16 protein-coding genes are annotated in these 18,647 nt (G+C 45.9%); 6 read left to right on the forward strand and 10 right to left on the reverse strand.

What is annotated here, in order from left to right; translation table 11 throughout:
• Window positions 1-61 precede the first annotated feature (61 nt).
• The 3 genes from IDJ77_RS24505 to IDJ77_RS24515 all read left to right on the forward strand — a co-directional run bounded on the left by IDJ77_RS24505 (window position 62) and on the right by IDJ77_RS24515 (window position 3,833).
• Window positions 62-2,509 (forward strand): bifunctional YncE family protein/alkaline phosphatase family protein, encoded by a 2,448-nt coding sequence (locus tag IDJ77_RS24505; protein ID WP_191191620.1) that lies wholly within the window; start codon window positions 62-64, stop codon window positions 2,507-2,509.
• 36 nt (window positions 2,510-2,545) lie between these two features.
• Window positions 2,546-3,412: an aldose 1-epimerase family protein gene (locus tag IDJ77_RS24510; protein ID WP_191191621.1), complete on the forward strand. Its 867-nt coding sequence runs from the start codon at window positions 2,546-2,548 to the stop codon at window positions 3,410-3,412.
• Window positions 3,413-3,494: 82 nt separating this feature from the next.
• Window positions 3,495-3,833: a hypothetical protein gene (locus IDJ77_RS24515; RefSeq protein WP_191191622.1), complete on the forward strand. Its 339-nt coding sequence runs from the start codon at window positions 3,495-3,497 to the stop codon at window positions 3,831-3,833.
• 60 nt (window positions 3,834-3,893) lie between these two features.
• Here the strand turns inward: IDJ77_RS24515 and IDJ77_RS24520 are convergent, their stop codons facing one another.
• The 4 genes from IDJ77_RS24520 to IDJ77_RS24535 form a co-directional block, all read right to left on the reverse strand.
• Complete coding sequence (locus IDJ77_RS24520; protein ID WP_191191623.1) at window positions 3,894-4,640, reverse strand: hypothetical protein; 747 nt, start codon at window positions 4,638-4,640, stop codon at window positions 3,894-3,896.
• A gap of 68 nt (window positions 4,641-4,708) precedes the next feature.
• Window positions 4,709-6,550, reverse strand: a complete 1,842-nt coding sequence (locus IDJ77_RS24525; protein ID WP_191191624.1) for a glycoside hydrolase family 35 protein — start codon at window positions 6,548-6,550, stop codon at window positions 4,709-4,711.
• Between the two features lie 14 nt (window positions 6,551-6,564).
• Complete coding sequence (locus IDJ77_RS24530; RefSeq protein WP_191191625.1) at window positions 6,565-9,393, reverse strand: DNA gyrase/topoisomerase IV subunit A; 2,829 nt, start codon at window positions 9,391-9,393, stop codon at window positions 6,565-6,567.
• 126 nt (window positions 9,394-9,519) lie between these two features.
• Window positions 9,520-10,035, reverse strand: coding sequence for a YdeI/OmpD-associated family protein (locus IDJ77_RS24535; RefSeq protein WP_191191626.1), 516 nt, complete (start codon window positions 10,033-10,035; stop codon window positions 9,520-9,522).
• Window positions 10,036-10,172: 137 nt separating this feature from the next.
• On the opposite strand from IDJ77_RS24535, the gene IDJ77_RS24540 reads away from it, so the two are divergent.
• A complete protein-coding gene (locus IDJ77_RS24540) occupies window positions 10,173-10,601 on the forward strand; it encodes a nuclear transport factor 2 family protein (RefSeq protein ID WP_191191627.1) in 429 nt (142 codons plus the stop codon).
• Window positions 10,602-10,660: 59 nt separating this feature from the next.
• Here IDJ77_RS24540 and IDJ77_RS24545 read toward each other — a convergent pair whose 3' ends face one another.
• From IDJ77_RS24545 to IDJ77_RS24570, 6 genes are all read right to left on the reverse strand, one after another.
• A complete protein-coding gene (locus IDJ77_RS24545; RefSeq protein ID WP_191191628.1) occupies window positions 10,661-11,320 on the reverse strand; it encodes a GDSL-type esterase/lipase family protein in 660 nt (219 codons plus the stop codon).
• Window positions 11,317-11,811 (reverse strand): cytidine deaminase, encoded by a 495-nt coding sequence (locus IDJ77_RS24550; protein WP_191191629.1) that lies wholly within the window; start codon window positions 11,809-11,811, stop codon window positions 11,317-11,319. The genes IDJ77_RS24545 and IDJ77_RS24550 overlap by 4 nt, the downstream gene beginning before the upstream one ends.
• 96 nt (window positions 11,812-11,907) lie before the next feature.
• Window positions 11,908-12,303: a hypothetical protein gene (locus tag IDJ77_RS24555; RefSeq protein WP_191191630.1), complete on the reverse strand. Its 396-nt coding sequence runs from the start codon at window positions 12,301-12,303 to the stop codon at window positions 11,908-11,910.
• Between the two features lie 6 nt (window positions 12,304-12,309).
• Window positions 12,310-12,732: an SMI1/KNR4 family protein gene (locus IDJ77_RS24560; RefSeq protein WP_191191631.1), complete on the reverse strand. Its 423-nt coding sequence runs from the start codon at window positions 12,730-12,732 to the stop codon at window positions 12,310-12,312.
• An 11-nt stretch (window positions 12,733-12,743) separates the two neighbouring features.
• Window positions 12,744-14,639: a DNA topoisomerase IV subunit B gene (locus IDJ77_RS24565; protein WP_191191632.1), complete on the reverse strand. Its 1,896-nt coding sequence runs from the start codon at window positions 14,637-14,639 to the stop codon at window positions 12,744-12,746.
• A 102-nt stretch (window positions 14,640-14,741) separates the two neighbouring features.
• Complete coding sequence (locus tag IDJ77_RS24570; RefSeq protein WP_191191633.1) at window positions 14,742-15,410, reverse strand: hypothetical protein; 669 nt, start codon at window positions 15,408-15,410, stop codon at window positions 14,742-14,744.
• 106 nt (window positions 15,411-15,516) lie between these two features.
• Between IDJ77_RS24570 and IDJ77_RS24575 the strand changes: the two genes are divergently transcribed.
• Complete coding sequence (locus IDJ77_RS24575) at window positions 15,517-16,857, forward strand: APC family permease (protein WP_191191634.1); 1,341 nt, start codon at window positions 15,517-15,519, stop codon at window positions 16,855-16,857.
• A 401-nt stretch (window positions 16,858-17,258) separates the two neighbouring features.
• Window positions 17,259-18,647 (forward strand): glucosamine-6-phosphate deaminase (nagB, locus tag IDJ77_RS24580; protein WP_317174372.1); only part of this gene is annotated, 1,389 nt, incomplete at its 3' end.

The following is an 18,647-nucleotide window of genomic DNA, read 5'->3' on the forward strand; positions in this document are numbered from 1 at the left end:
TTGTTAAGCGGCACCCTATCCACAAATACAATCCGTAATTTTGGACACATTCCTTCCCTTTATGAAACAAAAACTTATTATCTGTATCGCTGCGGCATTTGCATTTAGCTGTAGCGTTTCGGCACAAACACCCGGTAAAATAGCCCAAACCGGGCAGGTATTGCTCCCCAACGGCTGGAAACTTAGTCCCGCCGGGCGCTCTCTGCCCCTCGGCGATCTCCCGCTAAATATGCAGCTATCCGCATCTGGCAAATACCTTGCGGTAACTAATAACGGGCAAAGCACGCAATCCCTTCAATTGATAGATCCGCGCAGCGAAAAACTGCTGGATGAAAAAGTATTGGGTAAATCCTGGTATGGTATCGCCTTCAGTCGCGACGAGAAAAAACTCTATGCTTCCGGCGGTAATGATAACGTTATCCTTACCTTCTCCATCAGCAACAGCAAACTCGGCACACCCGATACCATTAAGTTAGGGCAGCCCTGGCCAAAAAACAAGATCTGCCCTACAGGCATCGCCATCAATAGAGCCAATACCCGGCTGTATACCGTTACCAAGGAAGACAGCACCCTCTACATCATCGATCCTTTAAAAAACAGCGTCCTCAGCAAAGTAAAACTAAGTGCTGAGGCCTATAGCTGCGTATTATCCCCAGATGAAAAAACGCTTTACATCTCGTTATGGGGCGGCGATAAGTTGGCCTTTTACAATACTTCAACCCAGGCGTTAAATAGCATCAGCACCGGCAGTCACCCTAATGAATTACTGCTCAACAAAAAGGGCACCCTGTTATTTGTTGCTAACGCGAATGATAACTCGGTATCCATCATCAATACCGCCACGCACAAAACTATCGAGACGGTATCTACCGCTCTTTACCCAACAAAGCTAACCGGCTCTACTACCAATGGCTTCGCGCTTTCGGCCAATCAAAAAACGCTTTATATAGCCAATGCCGATAATAACTGCCTCGCCGTTTTTGATGTGTCAAACCCCGGCAGCAGCCAAAGCCGCGGCTTTATCCCGGTGGGCTGGTACCCAACCAATGTAAAACTACTGGGCAGCAAAATATTGGTAAGCAATGGCAAGGGTTTTACCTCCATGGCCAACCCCAACGGGCCACAGCCCATGAAAAAAGTTGATAACAGCGGCTACCAAAAAGGTGCCATCAACAGTCGCGACCAATATATAGGCGGATTATTTAAAGGAACGCTATCGTTTATAGATGCACCAAATGAGCTTAAATTGAAAGCCTACACCAAACAGGTTTATGCCAATACCCCTTTTACCGATAAAATAGCCATAACCGCCAAAGGCGAGGCGGGTAACCCCATCCCGCGCAAAATGGGCCAAAAATCGCCTATAAAGCATGTGTTCTATATCATCAAAGAAAACCGCACTTACGACCAGGTGCTGGGTGATATGCCTGCCGGAAACGGAGATACGTCGCTATGCATTTTCGGGCAAAAGATAACACCCAATCTGCACGCTATAGCCAGCGAATATGCTTTGATGGATAACTTTTATGTAGATGCCGAGGTAAGCGCCGACGGGCACAACTGGAGTATGGCCGCCTACGCTACCGATTTTGTGGAAAAAACCTGGCCAACCAGCTATGGCAGCCGCGGCGGTAATTACGATTTTGAAGGCACCCGTAAAGCCGCCTACCCGCGCGATGGTTTCATTTGGGATTATTGCAAGCGCGCCGGGGTTAGCTACCGTACCTACGGCGAATTTGCCGAGGGTGGCGAAAAGCCAAAAGCCAACCTGAAATCGCTGGAGGGGCATTTTTGCCTGCAATCGCCGGATTTTGATCTGAGCATAAAAGATATTACCCGCGAGGCCATTTGGGAGCATGATTTCGATTCGTTACTTACTATTAATAAAGTGCCGCAATTTAATACCGTCAGGCTGGGGAACGACCATACCAGCGGGCAGCGCAAAGGCGCCTATTCGCCTATTGCCGCGGTTGCGGATAACGACCTGGCTGTTGGCCGTTTTATCGAACACCTCTCGCAAAGCCCGATATGGAAAGAATCTGTTGTATTTATTTTGGAAGATGATGCCCAAAACGGACCCGACCATATAGATGCCCACCGCTCGCCAGTGTTTGTGGTAAGCCCCTATGCAAAACGCAACGCCGTAATTCATAACATGTACTCTACCTCGGGCGTGCTGCGTACCATCGAACTTATTTTGGGCCTGCCGCCGATGAGCCAGTACGATGCAGCAGCTATGCCTTTATACGAGTGCTTTACCGCCAAACCCGATTTTACGCCCTATAAGGCTAAAGCCGCGCAGATAGATATTGAACAGCGTAACGTTGCCATAAACGAAAGCAGCAGGCGTTCGGAATCTTTTAACCTGGCGGAAGAAGATGCAGCACCCGATCTGGACCTGAACGAAGTAGTATGGAAATCGGTTAAAGGCGAATCGGCTATAATGCCGGCACCCAAACGCAGCGCCTTCGTTATTTTAGAGAAGAAAAAGAAAGATGATGATGATTGATTTGTTGATATATTTACCTTAGAAATATCACGAATAATGACGATCCTCGAAAACCAATTTCTTAAGGTATCTATCGATACAAAGGGGGCACAGTTAAGCTCTTTACGTAATAAAGCAACCGGCGCCGAACACATGTGGCAGGCCGACCCAACCGTATGGCCATGGCACGCGCCCAACCTGTTCCCGATAGTTGGGCAGCTGGCAAATGATGAACTATTGGTGGATGGCGAAAAGTACGGCATGAAACGGCACGGCTTTGCCCGGCAATCGGAGTTTATTAAGCTGGAAAGCAATGATGTATCGGCATCATTCTCGTTACCTTATTGCGAAAAAACATTGGAGGTTTACCCCTACAAGTTCGATTTCCAGGTGATGTATACGCTGATAGAAAACGCATTGCGCCTGACGTACAAACTCATTAACCGGGATAAAAAAACGGTGTATTTTTCGGTAGGCGGGCACCCGGCTTTCAACGTGCCTTTTTATGCCGGCGAAAGCTATGAGGATTACTATGTTGAATTTGAAACCAACGAAAAACTGAACACCCACCTCCTATCGGTCGACGGATTATTTAATGGCGAAACCCATCCTGTTGCTATCAAAAACAAGAGGCTATACCTCACCCGCGACCTGTTCGCCGCGGACGCGCTGGTGTTAAAGGACCTGAAATCGCGTATGGTTACGATTAAGAGTGATAAACACGAGCATAGCCTATCGGTAGAGTTCCCGCATTTTAATTACCTGGGGCTTTGGGCTAAGCCCGGTGCCGATTTTCTGTGTATCGAGCCATGGCTGGGCTGCGCCGATTCGGCAGGCGAACCAAAGGATATTAAGCAGAAAGAAGCTATCCAAAAAATAGCCGTAGGCCATGTTTTCGAAGCCTCTTTTTATATCAGTGTATAATAACTTAAAGTTTTTTTCACTTTAATAAAACATTAAACGTACTTTTTCGCTTATCATTAAAAAACACTCAACAATTACAACTATGAAAAGGAAATTTTATTTATTCGCCGTAACCATGCTGCTTATGGTAGCATCATTCAGTTCAAATGCTGCAACTTTTACTGATGACAAAAAAGCCTTTAAAGAAGCTGCTGCTAAAATGACCGACGAGCAAAAACACGCTCGCATTGAAGAAATTAAAACTCGTGTAAACGAGATCAAAGCGATGGACAAATCTGATTTGAACAGCGCTGAGAAAAAAGAATTGAAAGCTGAGTTAAAAAGCTTAAAACACGAAGCACAAGCCATGGGTGGCGGTGGTGTTTACCTTTCTATAGGTGCCATCATCATTATCATCCTGGTATTGATCCTGATCCTGTAATCAGAATCAAACACAAAACATTTTATAATAAAAATGCCCCGGTATCCGGGGCATTTTTATTTACTGGTATATTTTTTTCAGGTCTTCCTTTGCTTTGGCAAACCATTGCCGGTTGCTCTTTTTTTCTACCGCGCTCAGGTGGGGCTGCTCCTCCAGCATATCGGTGAAGATCTTTTCGGCGTCTTCTATCCTATCCTGCCTTATCAAAAACAGCCCGTATTGATAACGCTGTTCAAAATAAGAGTATCGCCCCTTCATGGCTTTAAATTCGTTTTCGGCGGCATCTGTATCGCCTAATTGTTCCAGCGCCATGGCGTATAAAATATGCGCCCGGGAGCGGGCAAATTGCGGCAGTTTATAAAGTTTTTTGGCGATGGGGAGAATCTCGGCATAACGTTCCAGCTTGTAATAAGCCACTATCAACTGCGCCATTACGTGCTCGTTCTCGTCGAAGGCCCCCGTGAGGCTGGCTTTGTAAATATCAACCGCCTTTTCGGTAAAGCCGGCATCTAAATAAGCATCCGCGAGTTTGATCCGGTTGGCGAAGGTATCGGTAAACCTAACTTCCTCTTCCAGCCGCTGCAGTTTAACGCCGGGGTTAAATACCGCCTTCACATCTATTTTAGGCGCGTTGATGCGCCGGTTATTTAGCACTTCCTGGTAAAGGTAAATGCAGCTGCCAATAACCGGTAAAAATATAATAAGGTAGATCCACTTTTGAAGCGTACCATTACGGTATGCATGGAATGCACATATGGCCTGCAAACCTACGGGTATATAATACAGATAGTCGCCATGCAAAAACATACGAAGGGGCTTTATTGTGATAACGTACCCAAAAATATAAAAATACCGCGCTTAGCAGCATTTTTATGTTAATCTTTTTGCAGTTCGTTCAGTACGGAGTGGTCAAAGGTTGATAGCTCGGTATGGCCGCTCTTCAACTGGTCGAAAACAACCACTTCGTTTGTGCCTTTTTTTAACCAAACGGCTGGTACGTAAAGCGTTTGCTGCGGGCCAATTTGCCAGTACTTGCCCAGGTTATGCCCATTGATAAATACAAAACCTTTACCAAAGCCGTGCATATCCAGGTAGGTATCGCCCACACCGCGCAGCGAAAATGTGCCACGGTATAGGGCGGGCTGCTCTATTTCATCTCCCGTTTGTGCAGGCAAATATTTCATACCCGCAAGCGAAGTAAATGGGAATTTATACATCTTCCAGCCAAGCAGTTCCTGCCCGTTAAGGGTAACTTTATCAGTAATACCCTGGCGGTTATCGGTTAGGTACGGGCCGTAGTTAATGCGGCCGTTGTTCTCCACCAAAATATCCAGCACGCTATTGGCTGTTGGGTTATTCAATTGCAGCGAATCCAGTTTCAACCTTCTATCCAGCACACTGATGCGTTTGCCGTTGAGGTAAACAGTTGCGTAATCGCGCAGTTCTTTAATTTTAAGCAGACCACTTGCAGCATCTTTTAAGGTGGTACGGTAGAGCACAAAACCGTATCCCTGGTCTATGTCCTCAAAGCTCAGTGGTTTTTCGGATTCTACCGGGAGCCCCAAATTGCTGAACAGGTTTGCCTTACCCGTTAATTTGATCACCTCCAAAGCAAAGGTCATCCGTTTTTTACCTGGCACATCGGGCAAGGTTTGGCCCTGCGGCAGGTGTTTGGCTATGATATCCCTAAACTTGAAGTATTTTGGTGTAGGGTCACCTGCTTCGTTTAAAGGTGCATCATAGTCATAGCTGGTTGTTTGCGGCGAATAAGCTTCGCTTTTGCTCATGTTAGCGCCGTTCATAAAATCGCGCGTGGTACCGCCATGGAACATGTACATGTTTATGGAAATGCCGGCAGCTAAAACTTCATCCAGCTTTTTTGCATCCGCCTCGGCATTGCTGCCGCTGTGGGGCTTGCCCCAGCTATCAAACCAACCCGGGTACCACTCCGCTATGTAATACGGACCTTTGCCATTATGGTATTTGTTGATGAGGTCTTTTACTTTTTTAGGGTCGTCTTCGCCGTTTACGGCAGGCAAAAAGCCCGGCAGGTAACCGGCAGGCATTTGCGATGGCCCATCGCAGGTAAACAAAACGCCATCAAAACCAGCCTCGCGAAAGATCTTTTCGTTTTGGGCCAGGTATTGCTTATCGTTACTGTATGATCCGTATTCGTTCTCTATCTGCACCATAATGATGTTACCGCCATGGGTAACCAACAACGGCGAAAGCTGCTTGCCCAGTTGCAGCACATAGTTGCGGTAAGCATCCATAAATTTAGGGTCGAGGCTGCGTACTTTAAGGGTTTTATCTTTTAGCAGCCACCATGGGTAGCCACCAAATTCCCATTCGGCGCAGGCGTAAGGGCTTGGGCGCATTACCACCCACATACCTTCCTCTTTAGCTATCTGCGCAAACTGTGCAATATTTTTGTTGCCGCTAAAATCATACTGCCCCTGCACCATTTCGTGCGCGTTCCAAAACACATACATGCCTATGGTATTCAGGCCCATGGCTTTTGCCATTTTTATGCGTTGGCGCCAGTTATCTTCGGGGATGCGGGTGTAATGCATTTCGCCCGAGATGATCTGCAAGGGTTTTCCATCCAGCATAAAAGTGCTGTCGCCAAGGGCGAAGGTATGGGTAGCTGTTTGGGCATTGCTTAGCGTTAGGCCACCGAAAAACAGGGCGGAGCAAATAAGTATCTTCTTCAACATTTCTATTTCACAAATTAAAATAAGCCCAGCTGGCCCTTGTCGTCAATTTCGATATCATCCGGGTTGGTTATCTCGAAGTCTACCTTTTTGGATTGCACCGATGGAGGAGTTGATTCCTCCGATTTTGATTCCACCGATTCAGAATTTGATTTTACCGATTCGGATGGTTTTGTTGGCTCCACCGGTTTAACTGGTTCGTCAGATTTAACGGGGGCCGGGGCCGATTGTTGTTCAGTCGGGGCATCGGCTATCGGGCTACCCTCACCTCCTGGGGTAATTTCGGGGCCTTCCGGTCCATCCGGCTGGGTATCGCCTTCTTCTTCAGTATCATCGTCTTCGCCGGCAATCAACTCCACCGATTTTACCTGGTGAATAGATACCTTATTGCCCATGGCTTTCATGCCTTTTATATCGATCAGGTCGGTCAAATTCAGTTCGGCGGTTTCGGGTACCAGTGCCTTACCTTTCAGTTGCTCCACCTTAACCATCGGCTGTTTTGCGCTTGTAATGATAATGAGCTTTGACCCCGGCTCATCGCTGATGATGCTGGTTTGTTTGCCGATAACGGTATTCTCAAACACAAAGCGTTTCACCATGTAATTCTTGGATTTGCCATCGTAATGCACCACCGCGAATACTTTGGCCGGGTCGTATTTTTCAATAACGATCATCTTATCGTCGAAGTGGTTGTTCAGATCGAAACTGGTGAGTTCGTAGGTACCGTTGCTGAAAATATTCAGGATGCGGTCGTCGCCATCAAATTCGCCCAGATATTTACCGCGGCCATCAGCGTTGAGGCGTTTTAGGATCTCATCGTACCAGATCTTACGACCAGCTAATGTAGAGATGCCTTTACTTTTCAACAGCACTTTTTTTACCGGGTACTTGGTAACCATGTTACCCATCGAGCCACGGCCTTTGATGGTAAGCGCCGCAAAATCCTCATCAAAATTCAGTTTTTTGAGTTTAGCGTGTGGCTTTAACTGTACGTTGACGATCTCTGCCTCCCCATTGGGGTTGGCAGTGAAGTACAGCATTTTCGAGCCTTTGGTACCCTTGGTCAGGTCGTACTCCTTATCACGGGTGATGCCCGTTACCGAGAAGCGTTTGATATAGCTTACCCCGCTTTGCCCGTCTTTATAGATCATATTGTACACGGTGCGCTCGTCGTTCTTTTTAAATACGGCAACATGCAGAATATCTTTCCCCACAAAAACCTTGTCCTGTACGCGGGTAACCACAAATTTGCCGTCCTCGCGGAATACGATGATCTCATCGATATCTGAACAATCGCCTACAAACTCGTCCTTCTTTAAACCAGAGCCTATAAAGCCGTCGATACGGTTTACGTATAACTTTATATTAGCCAGTGCCACTTGTGATGCTTCCACCTTATCAAAGGTGCGCAGCTCGGTTTTGCGGCCGCGGTCTTTACCGTATTTATCGCGGAGCTTTTCAAACCAGGCGATGGTATAATCGGTAAGGTGTTTAAGATGATGTTTTACCTGTTTTATTTCGGCCTCGAGGTTTTTGATCTGCTCATCCGTCTTTTTAAAATCAAAACGGGTGATGCTGCTCATCGGCTTATCGATCAGCTTCTTATAATCCTCCGGCAAAATTTCGCGATAAAACAGCGGGAAGAAAGGCGTAAACAAGCGGGTTAATGCCTCTACTACCAGCTCAAAGGTTGATGAACCCTCGTAATCGGGGTGTTTGTACATCCCCTCCTGGATAAAGATCTTAAGCAGCGAGCTGAAGAAGATCTTTTCCATCAGTTCCTTCAGCTTGATATCCAGCTCCTGCTTCAGCAACTCGCGCGTGTAAACGGTACTTTCAACCAGCATATCGTTCACGCTCATAAAGCGCGGCTTGTCTGATTGAATTACACAGGTATTTGGCGATATGGAAACCTCACAATCGGTAAAAGCGTATAGGGCGTCGATAGTCACATCGGGCGAAATGCCCGGCGCCAGGTGGATCACGATCTCCACGTTTTGCGCAGTGTTATCCTCTATCTTTTTTATCTTGATCTTACCCTTATCATTGGCGGATATTACGCTATCTATTAAGCTGCCGGTGGTAGTGGTAAAAGGGATCTCGGTAATGGTAAGCGTTTTTTTATCGCGTTCCACAATTTTGGCGCGCACACGGATCCTGCCGCCGCGCTGGCCTTCGTTGTATGCCGAAGCATCGGCCATGCCACCGGTTGGGAAATCGGGCAGTAAATTGGGGCGGATACCTTTCAGCGATGCAATAGAAGCATCGAGGAGTTCGATAAAGTTATGCGGTAAGATCTTGGTAGCCAAACCCACTGCAATACCTTCGGCACCCTGCGCCAGCAGCAACGGGAACTTTACGGGCAGCGTAATAGGCTCGCGGTTACGGCCATCATAACTGGCCTGCCAAACCGTGGTATCGGGGTTAAAAACAACATCAAGCGCAAATTTTGAAAGGCGCGCCTCGATATAACGGGGGGCAGCTGCCGAGTCGCCGGTTACGGGGTCGCCCCAGTTGCCCTGGCAATCTATCAGCAGGTTCTTTTGCCCTATCTGCACCATGGCATCGCCTATGGAAGCATCACCATGCGGGTGGTACTTCATGGTATTACCGATGACGTTGGCGGCCTTGTTAAAGCGCCCGTCGTCCATCTCCTTCAGTGAGTGCAGGATACGGCGCTGTACCGGTTTTAAACCATCATTTATATGCGGAACGGCACGGTCGAGGATCACATAGGATGCATAGTCCAGGAACCAGTTTTCGTAAAGTCCGTCGAGGGTGGTGATGGTGTGAAGTTTGTCTTCAGTATTATCAGGAATATTATCAGGATGCAGATCGTCACTCATTCTTCAGCAAAAAATTTGGATGGGTAAAGATAGGATAATGTGCAGATATGCGGATGTGCAGATGTGCAGATTTTATGCACAATACAAGGCAAGTGTTGATACTAAAAAGACAACATGCAGGTATCTTTACCCCTCCCTCAACTTCTTCTTCTCTCTCAACATCATTCCATAATCCATCCGTCTCAGTGCAGCGTTCACCGTGCTTACTATCCGGTTCGCCCGCGTCTCGGGCGTTTTGGCATCGTTTATCCATTTGATAAAATACCCCCGGTGCGATTTGGTGATGCTGTTGAAATAATCGGCCGCTTCGGGTTCAAAATCAAAACATTCCTGCAGGTCTTCGGGCACTTCCAGCTTAAAATCAACATCAAATTCCAGCCGCACCCGCAGCATGGCGCCCCGCTCCTTACGGACAGCTTTACGGATCTCCTTTCGCAATGCCATAATGTGTTTGCCTTCGCCCATGGGCATCAGGCTCATGCCGGCTATAGGCAGCTCATCTAAAAATCCCCGCACGCGGAAAGAGCGCTTATCATTAGGTTTTAGTTCCGCCGCAACATCTGCCGGAATCTCAATATACGTCCAGCCGGTTTTATCGCCGTACTCGTTGAATTGCAAAATAATGGTATTAAAGTCAAACATGATGCGAATTTAGGCGATTATGACGGCAAATGTTAAATGTTTGTTAAATGTGAATATTTAACACTTTAAGGTGTAACACATCGGTAAGTGGACGCATCTTATAGATATAAAATCAAAACCAAATAACTTATAATATCATGAAAAATTTAAAATCAATCATCCTCGGATTAGCCCTGTTAGTAGTGTGCGGCGCAGTTAAAGCAAATCCAATTCCAGATAACGAAAGCCTTACCGCTACCCATGCCGTAAACACTTACGTAGATGCCATTACCCGCGGCAAATTAGCCGGCCTGAACGACGTGCTGGACCAAACGGTAAAGTTTAGCATGCTGCGTGGCAAAAAAATGTTAAGCTTTGATAAAAAGCAAATGATGGAGTTTTTTAAAGGCGACAAAAACGTAGAGCAAACCTGCACTACCAGCACCGATATAGTAGAAAGCAATGCCGATATTAAAGTGGTAAAAGTGGATATGAAATATGATGGCTTTACCCGCAGCAACTATGTAACCGTTACCAACACCGGCGATGGCTGGAAGATAACCAACGTGTACAGCGTTTTTAAATAGTTTTTTAGTTTAGTTTAGTGTTTAAGTGTGAGGCGCCCCGAGGTATCGGGACGCCTTTATTATTTTACATAGGGCTGTAACACCGCCTGCCATTTATCGTAACCGGTTTTGTTGAGGTGGAGCAGATCGCCTTCAAACAGGGATGGATCGGGCTTCATAGTTGTTGGGTTCAATATAGCGGACGCTACATCGATATAATAGCCCTTCTTTTTGCTCTTTAAAAAAGCTTTTATTTTTTTATTGGCTATAGTTACTTCGGGTAAATACTCTGCCCGGCTGGGGCTTGGCTTTATAGCCATGAAATAAATTTCGGCCTTAGGTAATCTGCTGCTTAGCATACCCCAAAGTTTGGTAAACTCTGCTGCCACAAAATCGCCGGTGTTGCCGGCGGCAATGTCATTTTCGCCGGCATAGATAAAAACCTTTTTTGGCCGATAAGGGAACAGGATGTAAGGTGTGTAATAATCCACCAGCTGCTCCAGCGTGCAGCCACCTACCCCCCGGCGGATAATGGGTTGAGCGCTAAAGCGCTGCTCCAGGTCGGTCCATTTGCGGATGGAGGAGCTGCCGATAAACAAAATACCATTTTTGGGTGGGAATTTAAGGTTGTCCTGATGTTTAAAATCGCGGATCTCATTATCAAAAGGGAAGCCGGTTTGCGCGCGGGCGCTGCTGCCTGCTGTAGCTAAAACAAACAGTATGATGATCCTTAATCTCATATTGCCTGCGATAACCTTTCTTCAAAAAACATAAAGGGCATCAGGCTGTGTACGCCATCTATCACCCAAACCGGTCCATCTATGCAATATAAGAGCATTTTAAAAGGGCTGTTTTGGCGTTTTTCGCATTCGGCCATTACCTGCAGGCAGGCACCGCATGATGTTACGGGTTTTAACAGTTCAAACTCATCGGTTTTGGCGGTTACCGCCATGCTTATAATAGGGTCATCTGCATGGCTGGTACCCCAATGGAACAGGGCAACCCGCTCGGCGCAAAGGCCCGATGGATAGGCAACGTTCTCCTGGTTACTGGCATGGATTATTTTACCGCTTTTTAACAGTAAAGCAGCACCCACTCTGAATTTGGAATAGGGGGAATGCGAGGTAGCCAAAGCTTTAACAGCTTCCTGGCATAGGTTATAGTCGATGCTGTTCAATTCCTCAACAGCATCATATTCTTTAAAAGCTATTTTTATTTCGTGTTCTGTCATGTGGCCTCACCCTGACCTCTCCATGGGAGAGGGTTCTTTTTATATTGTGAAAAAAAATCCCCCGATCATTTTAAATCGGGGGATACAAGGTAAGGCTTAGTTTTTGAATTTCCAAAATTTGACGCTCTCGTCTTCTTTAGAATCCATCATCAATGTGTCTTTCACAAAATAAACCCGCGCACGGTAAGTATACTCGTCGTAATAGATCTTTATCGAATCTCCTTTCAGCGTGTACTTGTAAGATTTAAACTGATCAGGGTAATAGATAGAGTCGGGCTTTATTTTTATCGTGGCATTGTTATCCGAGCCATCCGTCCAGATGCCGTATAGGCTATCCTCAAGCGATGGTTTAGGCGAAAACCCGGATACCCCCGGCAAAAAATCCTGCTTAAGCTTTACCGAGTCCTTGTCATATTTTATTTTTTGGCGCGAATTGCCACAGCTAAAAAAAATAACCAGTAAAAAGGATAAGTAATATATCTTCTTTATCATTTCTAATTAGCTAAAAAATGTTGCCCCCGAATCTAATCCAATAAGCATCCCGGAAAATGAATCTCCAATTTTGATATGGTATTCGTTATTTAAATCTATAAATGGTGAAATAATTAGCCTGTGACGACCATGATCAAACATCTCAATACCAATAAACTCTCCACCACCGTTACTGCCTATGGCGATTGTGTTTGGCAACGATTGTAACACGTTATAATCGTTATTCAGCGACAACAACGTTTCAGCTTTCCAAAGAACCACATATTCCGAGCCTATAAAACCTTCGAACCTCTTGTAATTTAAAGCATAATACCAATAATCATCGGGTAGTTTGAAGCCTATTGCCGATTCCAACACGCCGATACTCTCGGCAGATGATACCCCTCTTTCAAAATTATACTTGGTAAATAATTCCTCCAGATTAGTCATACCATACCTGCTTAACTTGCTACCGGCAACTCCACACTATCTAAATTTTCGGCAATCAGCGGGTTCACGCTTTCATCATCTTTCTCTACCCGCAGGTTATTTACAATGTGCTGCTGGCGGGTTGGCGTGTTTTTACCCATGAAATATTCCAGTAATGCCTTAATATTGGCATCCTTCAAAAACACAGGATCTAAGCGGATATCCTTGCCGATGAACAGGCCGAACTCGTCCGGCGAGATCTCTCCCAAACCTTTAAAGCGGGTTATTTCGGGCTTATTCCCCAGTTTGGCAATGGCGTTGCGGCGCTCTTCATCACTGTAGCAATAAATGGTTTCCTTTTTATTCCGAACCCTGAACAATGGTGTTTGCAGGATAGATACGTGCCCGGCCTTCACCAGGTCCGGGAAGAACTGTAAAAAGAAAGTCATCAGCAGCAGGCGGATGTGCATCCCGTCCACATCGGCATCCGTAGCTACTACAATGTTATTATAGCGCAGGTTATCAATACCATCCTCAATATTCAGCGCGTGCTGCAGCAGGTTAAATTCTTCATTCTCGTAAACTACTTTCTTGGTGAGCCCAAAACAGTTCAGCGGTTTACCCTTTAAACTGAATACCGCCTGGGTTTGCACATCGCGCGATTTGGTGATGCTTCCGCTGGCCGAATCACCCTCGGTAATAAACAACGTGGTATCCTGCTTGCGCTCATGGTTATCGTCGAAATGAATCTTGCAATCGCGCAGTTTACGGTTATGCAGGGATGCTTTCTTGGCGCGGTCGTTAGCCAGTTTTTTGATGCCGGCAATATCCTTACGCTCCCGTTCGGATTGTAAGATCCTTGCTTTCAGCGCATCAGCAGTTGCCGGGTTTTTGTGCAGGTAATTATCCAGCTCGCGTTTTACAAAATCGCCGATGAACGTGCGCACCGATGGCCCATCGGGACCAATATTTTGCGAACCCAGCTTGGTTTTGGTTTGCGATTCGAAAACCGGCTCCTGTACTTTTATCGCGATAGCAGCAACGATGGACGCGCGGATATCCGCAGCATCATAATCCTTATCATAATACTCGCGAATGGTTTTTACGACCGCCTCGCGGAAGGCTGCCTGGTGGGTACCGCCCTGCGTAGTGTTCTGGCCATTTACAAAGGAGTAGTACTCTTCGCCGTACGATTGGCCGTGCGTCATGGCTATCTCTATATCATGCCCTTTTAAGTGGATGATGGGGTAGCGCAGGTTTTCGGCATCGGCGTTGCGTACCAGCAGGTCGTACAGGCCGCGCTCCGACAGGTATTTTTTACCGTTGAAGTTAAGCGTAAGCCCCGAATTAAGGAACACATAGTTCCATATCATATTCTCTACAAATTCCGGGATAAAGCGGTAGTGGCGGAAGATGGTATCATCCGGGATGAAATTGATGGCCGTACCGTTACGCTGCGATGTTTCCTTTTCAGGCTCATCGCGCTTTAGTTCGCCTTTTTCAAATTCAGCAATTTTGGTGCGACCGTCGCGGTAGCTCTGTACGGTAAAGAAGTTAGAAAGCGCGTTAACCGCTTTGGTACCCACACCATTCAAACCCACCGATTTTTGGAAGGCCTTGCTATCGTACTTACCACCTGTATTTATTTTTGATACGCAATCGATAACCTTCCCCAGGGGGATACCACGGCCATAATCGCGTACGGATACTTTATGGTCGCTCATGGTAACCTCTATCGTTTTGCCCGATCCCATCACAAACTCATCTATCGAGTTATCTACAATTTCTTTCAGCAACACGTATACACCATCGTCATAAGCAGAACCATCGCCCAGCTTACCAATGTACATACCCGGCCTTAAGCGTATATGTTCTTTCCAGTCGAGCGAGCGGATACTATCGTCGTTATAATCTACATTCTCTGCCATATCTTTCTAAAAAATCGGGGAAACGAAATGCCCCTGTTGCAAAAATAAATCTCCCACGCTTAAATTGGTATTTAAATGTGTTAACTTATCAACATTATGGGTTTAAGGCTTAAACTTGATGCAGTTGCTGGCCCTATCTATATTCTTATAAAATTCCGGCCCTTTTTCATTGGCAAAGCATACGGCCAATATAGTACCCGTGTGGGCTTTTTGCAAGGTGATAAGTAAACCGTATTTATAATGCTTTGTAGTTTGCAGATCGAGCAGGTTAAGCAAATAAGACCTGCCTGCATCGGCATTATATCTTTTTAAGTATTTTGCCGGTATGGGGCGCACAAAAAAACCTGTTTGATCGCCCGTGAACCCAATAGCCAATGCTGTGCCCATACCTACGTAAAGTGAGTCAGGGTCGCTCAGCCCGGTTTCTTTGTTCCCTATCGTGCGTAAAAATGCCGCGTAATTTTCTTTTTGAGATTTCGCCTGGAACCAGATCTCAAAATCTTCACCGGGGATTGCCATCGCGTAGTCGAAAGAAAAATCTTCGTTATCGGGTGCGGGTATTTCTTTAAACCCTTTAGGGAAGTTAAAAACAACGTTTGCACGCGCTGTTATATCCAGGAAATTACGGAGTTGGGGGCTTACAAAAGCCGTTTTCTTTACAGTTGCAACGGGTGCTTTTTTGGCAACGGGATACTTTTTACCCTGTGCAATTGCAGGTGCAATGCAAAACAACAATATACCACTAAGTAATATTTGTCTAATTTGCTTCAAATCCGTTCAATCAAGTAGGTAGTACACAAAAATCCATGACGAATTTAAAGGATTTAAGACAGTATTTATAATTAAAATCTAAATTTAAAAAATAAACAATTAGATAATGTCCATTAAACCAAGGCTTAGCCGTTTCGACCTTACGATGATCGTAATAAGCCTGGTGATAGGCATGGGTATTTTTGGCACGCCCAGCGATGTTGCGGTAAAGGCCGGCAACACCTGGATCTTTTTTGGCGCCTGGATCTTTGGCGGATTGGTGAGCCTTTGCGGTGCCCTTACCTTTGCCGAAATAGGTGCGCGTTACCCAACAACCGGCGGGTTCTATAAAGTATTTTCTTATTGTTACCACCCGGCGTTCGCGTTCATGATCAACTGGGTGCTGGTGATCAGCAATGCGGCATCAGTGGCGGCCGTTGCACTTTTAGGTGCCGAATATATCAACCCCATTTTACTGCCTACCGGTATGCAAAACAGCATGGGCACAAAACTCACCACCATATTAACGGTACTGGTACTTTACGGTATTAACTTTTTAGGGATAAAGCTAAGCGCGCGCACTCAAAACGTGCTTACTATTTTTAAGGCGGGCATGATAGTAGTGCTCTGCACCGCCATATTTAAAAGCGATGCAGTGCCTGCCCATACAATTGCAGCCACGCCGCATAGCGGGAATGTTATTACCGCTTTTGGCTTAAGCCTTGTGGCTGTGTTTTTTACCTACACCGGCTACGCGCAAACCATTAATTTTGGCGGCGATATTATTAACCCAAAAAAGAACATCCCGCGATCGATATTTATTGGTATAGGCACGGTGATCACGTTATACCTCGCTATTAATTATGCCTATTTTGCAGTATTGGGGATAGGCGGCCTACAGCAAACCCATACCCTGGCGGCAACCATGGCCGGGCTGATATTTGGGGCTACCGGCTCTAAAATTACATCCATACTGATGTTTATATCCGTAGTGGCGTATGTAAACGTAAATATCTTATCCAGCCCGAGGGTGTATTATGCCATGGCCGAGGATGGGATTTTACCGCCCATATTTAAACGCCTCAACCCCAAAACGCAGGTGCAGGAATTTGGCATGAGCTTTTTTGTAATAGCTATATTGGTGATCCTGTTTTTTGTAGGCTCCTTTAGCGATATGCTTAAATACGTGATGTTTTTTGAGACTATTGGTGTCTCCGTAGCAGCTGTCGCCATTTTTATGCTGCGTAAAAAAACCCGCGAACTGGATACTACGGATATTTATACTATAAAATGGCTTCCGGTTTTAGTGCCTTTGATCTTTATCCTGTCGTACTGGTTTGTAACCATCAACATCTTCATTTCCTTTAAAGAAAATCCTTACGCTGCCCTGTTTTGTTTGGCGGCTTATGCTATAGGTTTGGGCATTTATTTTTTGAGTGTGCGAAAGCGGCAGGAGATAATTAATTAAAGAGCGTAAGGATCTCTTCTACAAGAAAATTGTAACCGGTTGTAGATTACAGGGAAATAGCTTTTAGAATTTTTACGGCTTATTCAGTGATGATTCGTTTAAAATCGCAATGTTCGGGCTTGTTCGGGCTGTTCGCGGCACCTGTCGAACGCGAACAAGCCTAAAAGCAATCGAATTCTGTTTTTGGTTAATTAATCTTTTTAAATTATTTTAATAAGTATTTTGTTTTATCAAATTAAGTTTAGTAAGTTTGTATTGATGATGAATTTAAGATCATTAAATACTGCGTACTACTATTCCTCGTTGAGGGATTTAAATTTTATAGTTAATTGGTTGGTAAATCCTCACTCCGGTGAGGATTTTTTTTATGCCAAATTTCCGTCGCTAAACAAGATCAAATTATACAAGCAATTTTTATGGCAAGATTAAATTTACTGGAAGAGACACGTTACGAGAAGCTGCCGGTGAGCGTTTATGCGGATCAGAAGACCGCATCGCTGGCAGTAGCAGCAAGGATAGCCAAGCTGATCCGTGATAAGCAGAGTTTGGGGCAGCAAACTGTTTTGGGACTGGCTACGGGCGTTACGCCCATCGGTGTGTATGCCGAGCTCATCCGTTTGCACCGTGAGGAAGGGCTGTCGTTTCGGGATGTGATCACGTTCAATTTGGACGAATACTACCCCATGAAACCCGATGCTGTGCAAAGCTATGTCACTTTCATGAATGAGAATTTGTTCGACCATGTAGATATCGATAAGAATAATGTGCACATCCCTGACGGTACCTTGGATCAGGATGAGGTGGCCGCTTTTTGTTTGGATTATGAGAAACAACTGTCGGAACTTGGTGGCCTCGACCTCCAATTGCTTGGTATCGGCCGTACCGGCCACATCGGTTTTAACGAGCCGGGCTCGGCACCAAACTCGGGTACCCGTTTAGTGACCCTGGATGACCTGACCCGCCGCGATGCTTCCCGCGATTTTGGGGGCAAGCAGAATGTGCCCACCAAAGCTATCACCATGGGTGTGGGTACCATTTTTAAAGCCCGCGAAATTATATTAATGGCCTGGAGCGCCAAGAAAGCCCCTATCGTACGTAAAGCCGTGGAAGGCGAGATCTCGGGTGAAGTGCCTGCTACTTTCTTACAACTCTCCGACCATGTGGAGTTTGTACTGGATGAAGGCGCTGCTTCTGATCTCACCCGTTTTGATACGCCGTGGCTGGTAAAAGATTGTGTTTGGGACAATAGTTTGAAAAAGAAGGCGGTGATCTGGTTATCGGGTACGGTGGGTAAGCCGATCCTGAAACTGACCGAAGAAGATTATAACAGCCATGGTATGGCGCAGCTTGCCGTGGAACAGGGACCTGTTTACAACATCAATATCGACATTTTTAACCAGGTACAGCATACCATTACCGGCTGGCCGGGTGGTAAGCCGGGGGCTGATGACTCTCAGCGTCCGGAACGTGCTGAGCCGGCAAGGAAGCGTTCTATCGTTTTCTCTCCGCACCCGGACGATGATGTGATATCCATGGGTGGTACATTTATTAGATTAGTTGACCAGGGGCATGATGTGCATGTGGCTTATCAAACATCGGGCAATACTGCGGTATGGGATGATGATGTATTACGCTATGTTGAATTCGCTATCGATTTTAAAGAAAGCGTTGGCGAGGATGCAGCTGAACTGAAGAAATTGTACGGCGAGATGCGCCATTTTATCGAGAATAAATTGCCTAATCAGATAGATACCCAGGAGATCCGCAACGTGAAAGGGTTTATCCGTAAA

Source organism: Mucilaginibacter pankratovii (assembly GCF_014773265.1).
GTDB classification, from domain to species: Bacteria; Bacteroidota; Bacteroidia; order Sphingobacteriales; family Sphingobacteriaceae; genus Mucilaginibacter; species Mucilaginibacter pankratovii.

What these genes read in the sequence shown, in the direction of transcription:
- IDJ77_RS24530 (WP_191191625.1), bottom strand. Translation starts at nt 9,393, where the DNA reads ATGAGTGACGATCTGCATCCTGATAATATTCCTGATAATACTGAAGAC.
- IDJ77_RS24535 (WP_191191626.1), bottom strand. Translation starts at nt 10,035, where the DNA reads ATGTTTGACTTTAATACCATTATTTTGCAATTCAACGAGTACGGCGAT.
- IDJ77_RS24515 (WP_191191622.1), top strand. Translation starts at nt 3,495, where the DNA reads ATGAAAAGGAAATTTTATTTATTCGCCGTAACCATGCTGCTTATGGTA.
- IDJ77_RS24545 (WP_191191628.1), bottom strand. Translation starts at nt 11,320, where the DNA reads ATGAGATTAAGGATCATCATACTGTTTGTTTTAGCTACAGCAGGCAGC.
- IDJ77_RS24540 (WP_191191627.1), top strand. Translation starts at nt 10,173, where the DNA reads ATGAAAAATTTAAAATCAATCATCCTCGGATTAGCCCTGTTAGTAGTG.
- IDJ77_RS24560 (WP_191191631.1), bottom strand. Translation starts at nt 12,732, where the DNA reads ATGACTAATCTGGAGGAATTATTTACCAAGTATAATTTTGAAAGAGGG.
- IDJ77_RS24575 (WP_191191634.1), top strand. Translation starts at nt 15,517, where the DNA reads ATGTCCATTAAACCAAGGCTTAGCCGTTTCGACCTTACGATGATCGTA.
- IDJ77_RS24550 (WP_191191629.1), bottom strand. Translation starts at nt 11,811, where the DNA reads ATGACAGAACACGAAATAAAAATAGCTTTTAAAGAATATGATGCTGTT.
- IDJ77_RS24555 (WP_191191630.1), bottom strand. Translation starts at nt 12,303, where the DNA reads ATGATAAAGAAGATATATTACTTATCCTTTTTACTGGTTATTTTTTTT.
- IDJ77_RS24505 (WP_191191620.1), top strand. Translation starts at nt 62, where the DNA reads ATGAAACAAAAACTTATTATCTGTATCGCTGCGGCATTTGCATTTAGC.
- IDJ77_RS24520 (WP_191191623.1), bottom strand. Translation starts at nt 4,640, where the DNA reads ATGTTTTTGCATGGCGACTATCTGTATTATATACCCGTAGGTTTGCAG.
- IDJ77_RS24565 (WP_191191632.1), bottom strand. Translation starts at nt 14,639, where the DNA reads ATGGCAGAGAATGTAGATTATAACGACGATAGTATCCGCTCGCTCGAC.
- IDJ77_RS24510 (WP_191191621.1), top strand. Translation starts at nt 2,546, where the DNA reads ATGACGATCCTCGAAAACCAATTTCTTAAGGTATCTATCGATACAAAG.
- IDJ77_RS24525 (WP_191191624.1), bottom strand. Translation starts at nt 6,550, where the DNA reads ATGTTGAAGAAGATACTTATTTGCTCCGCCCTGTTTTTCGGTGGCCTA.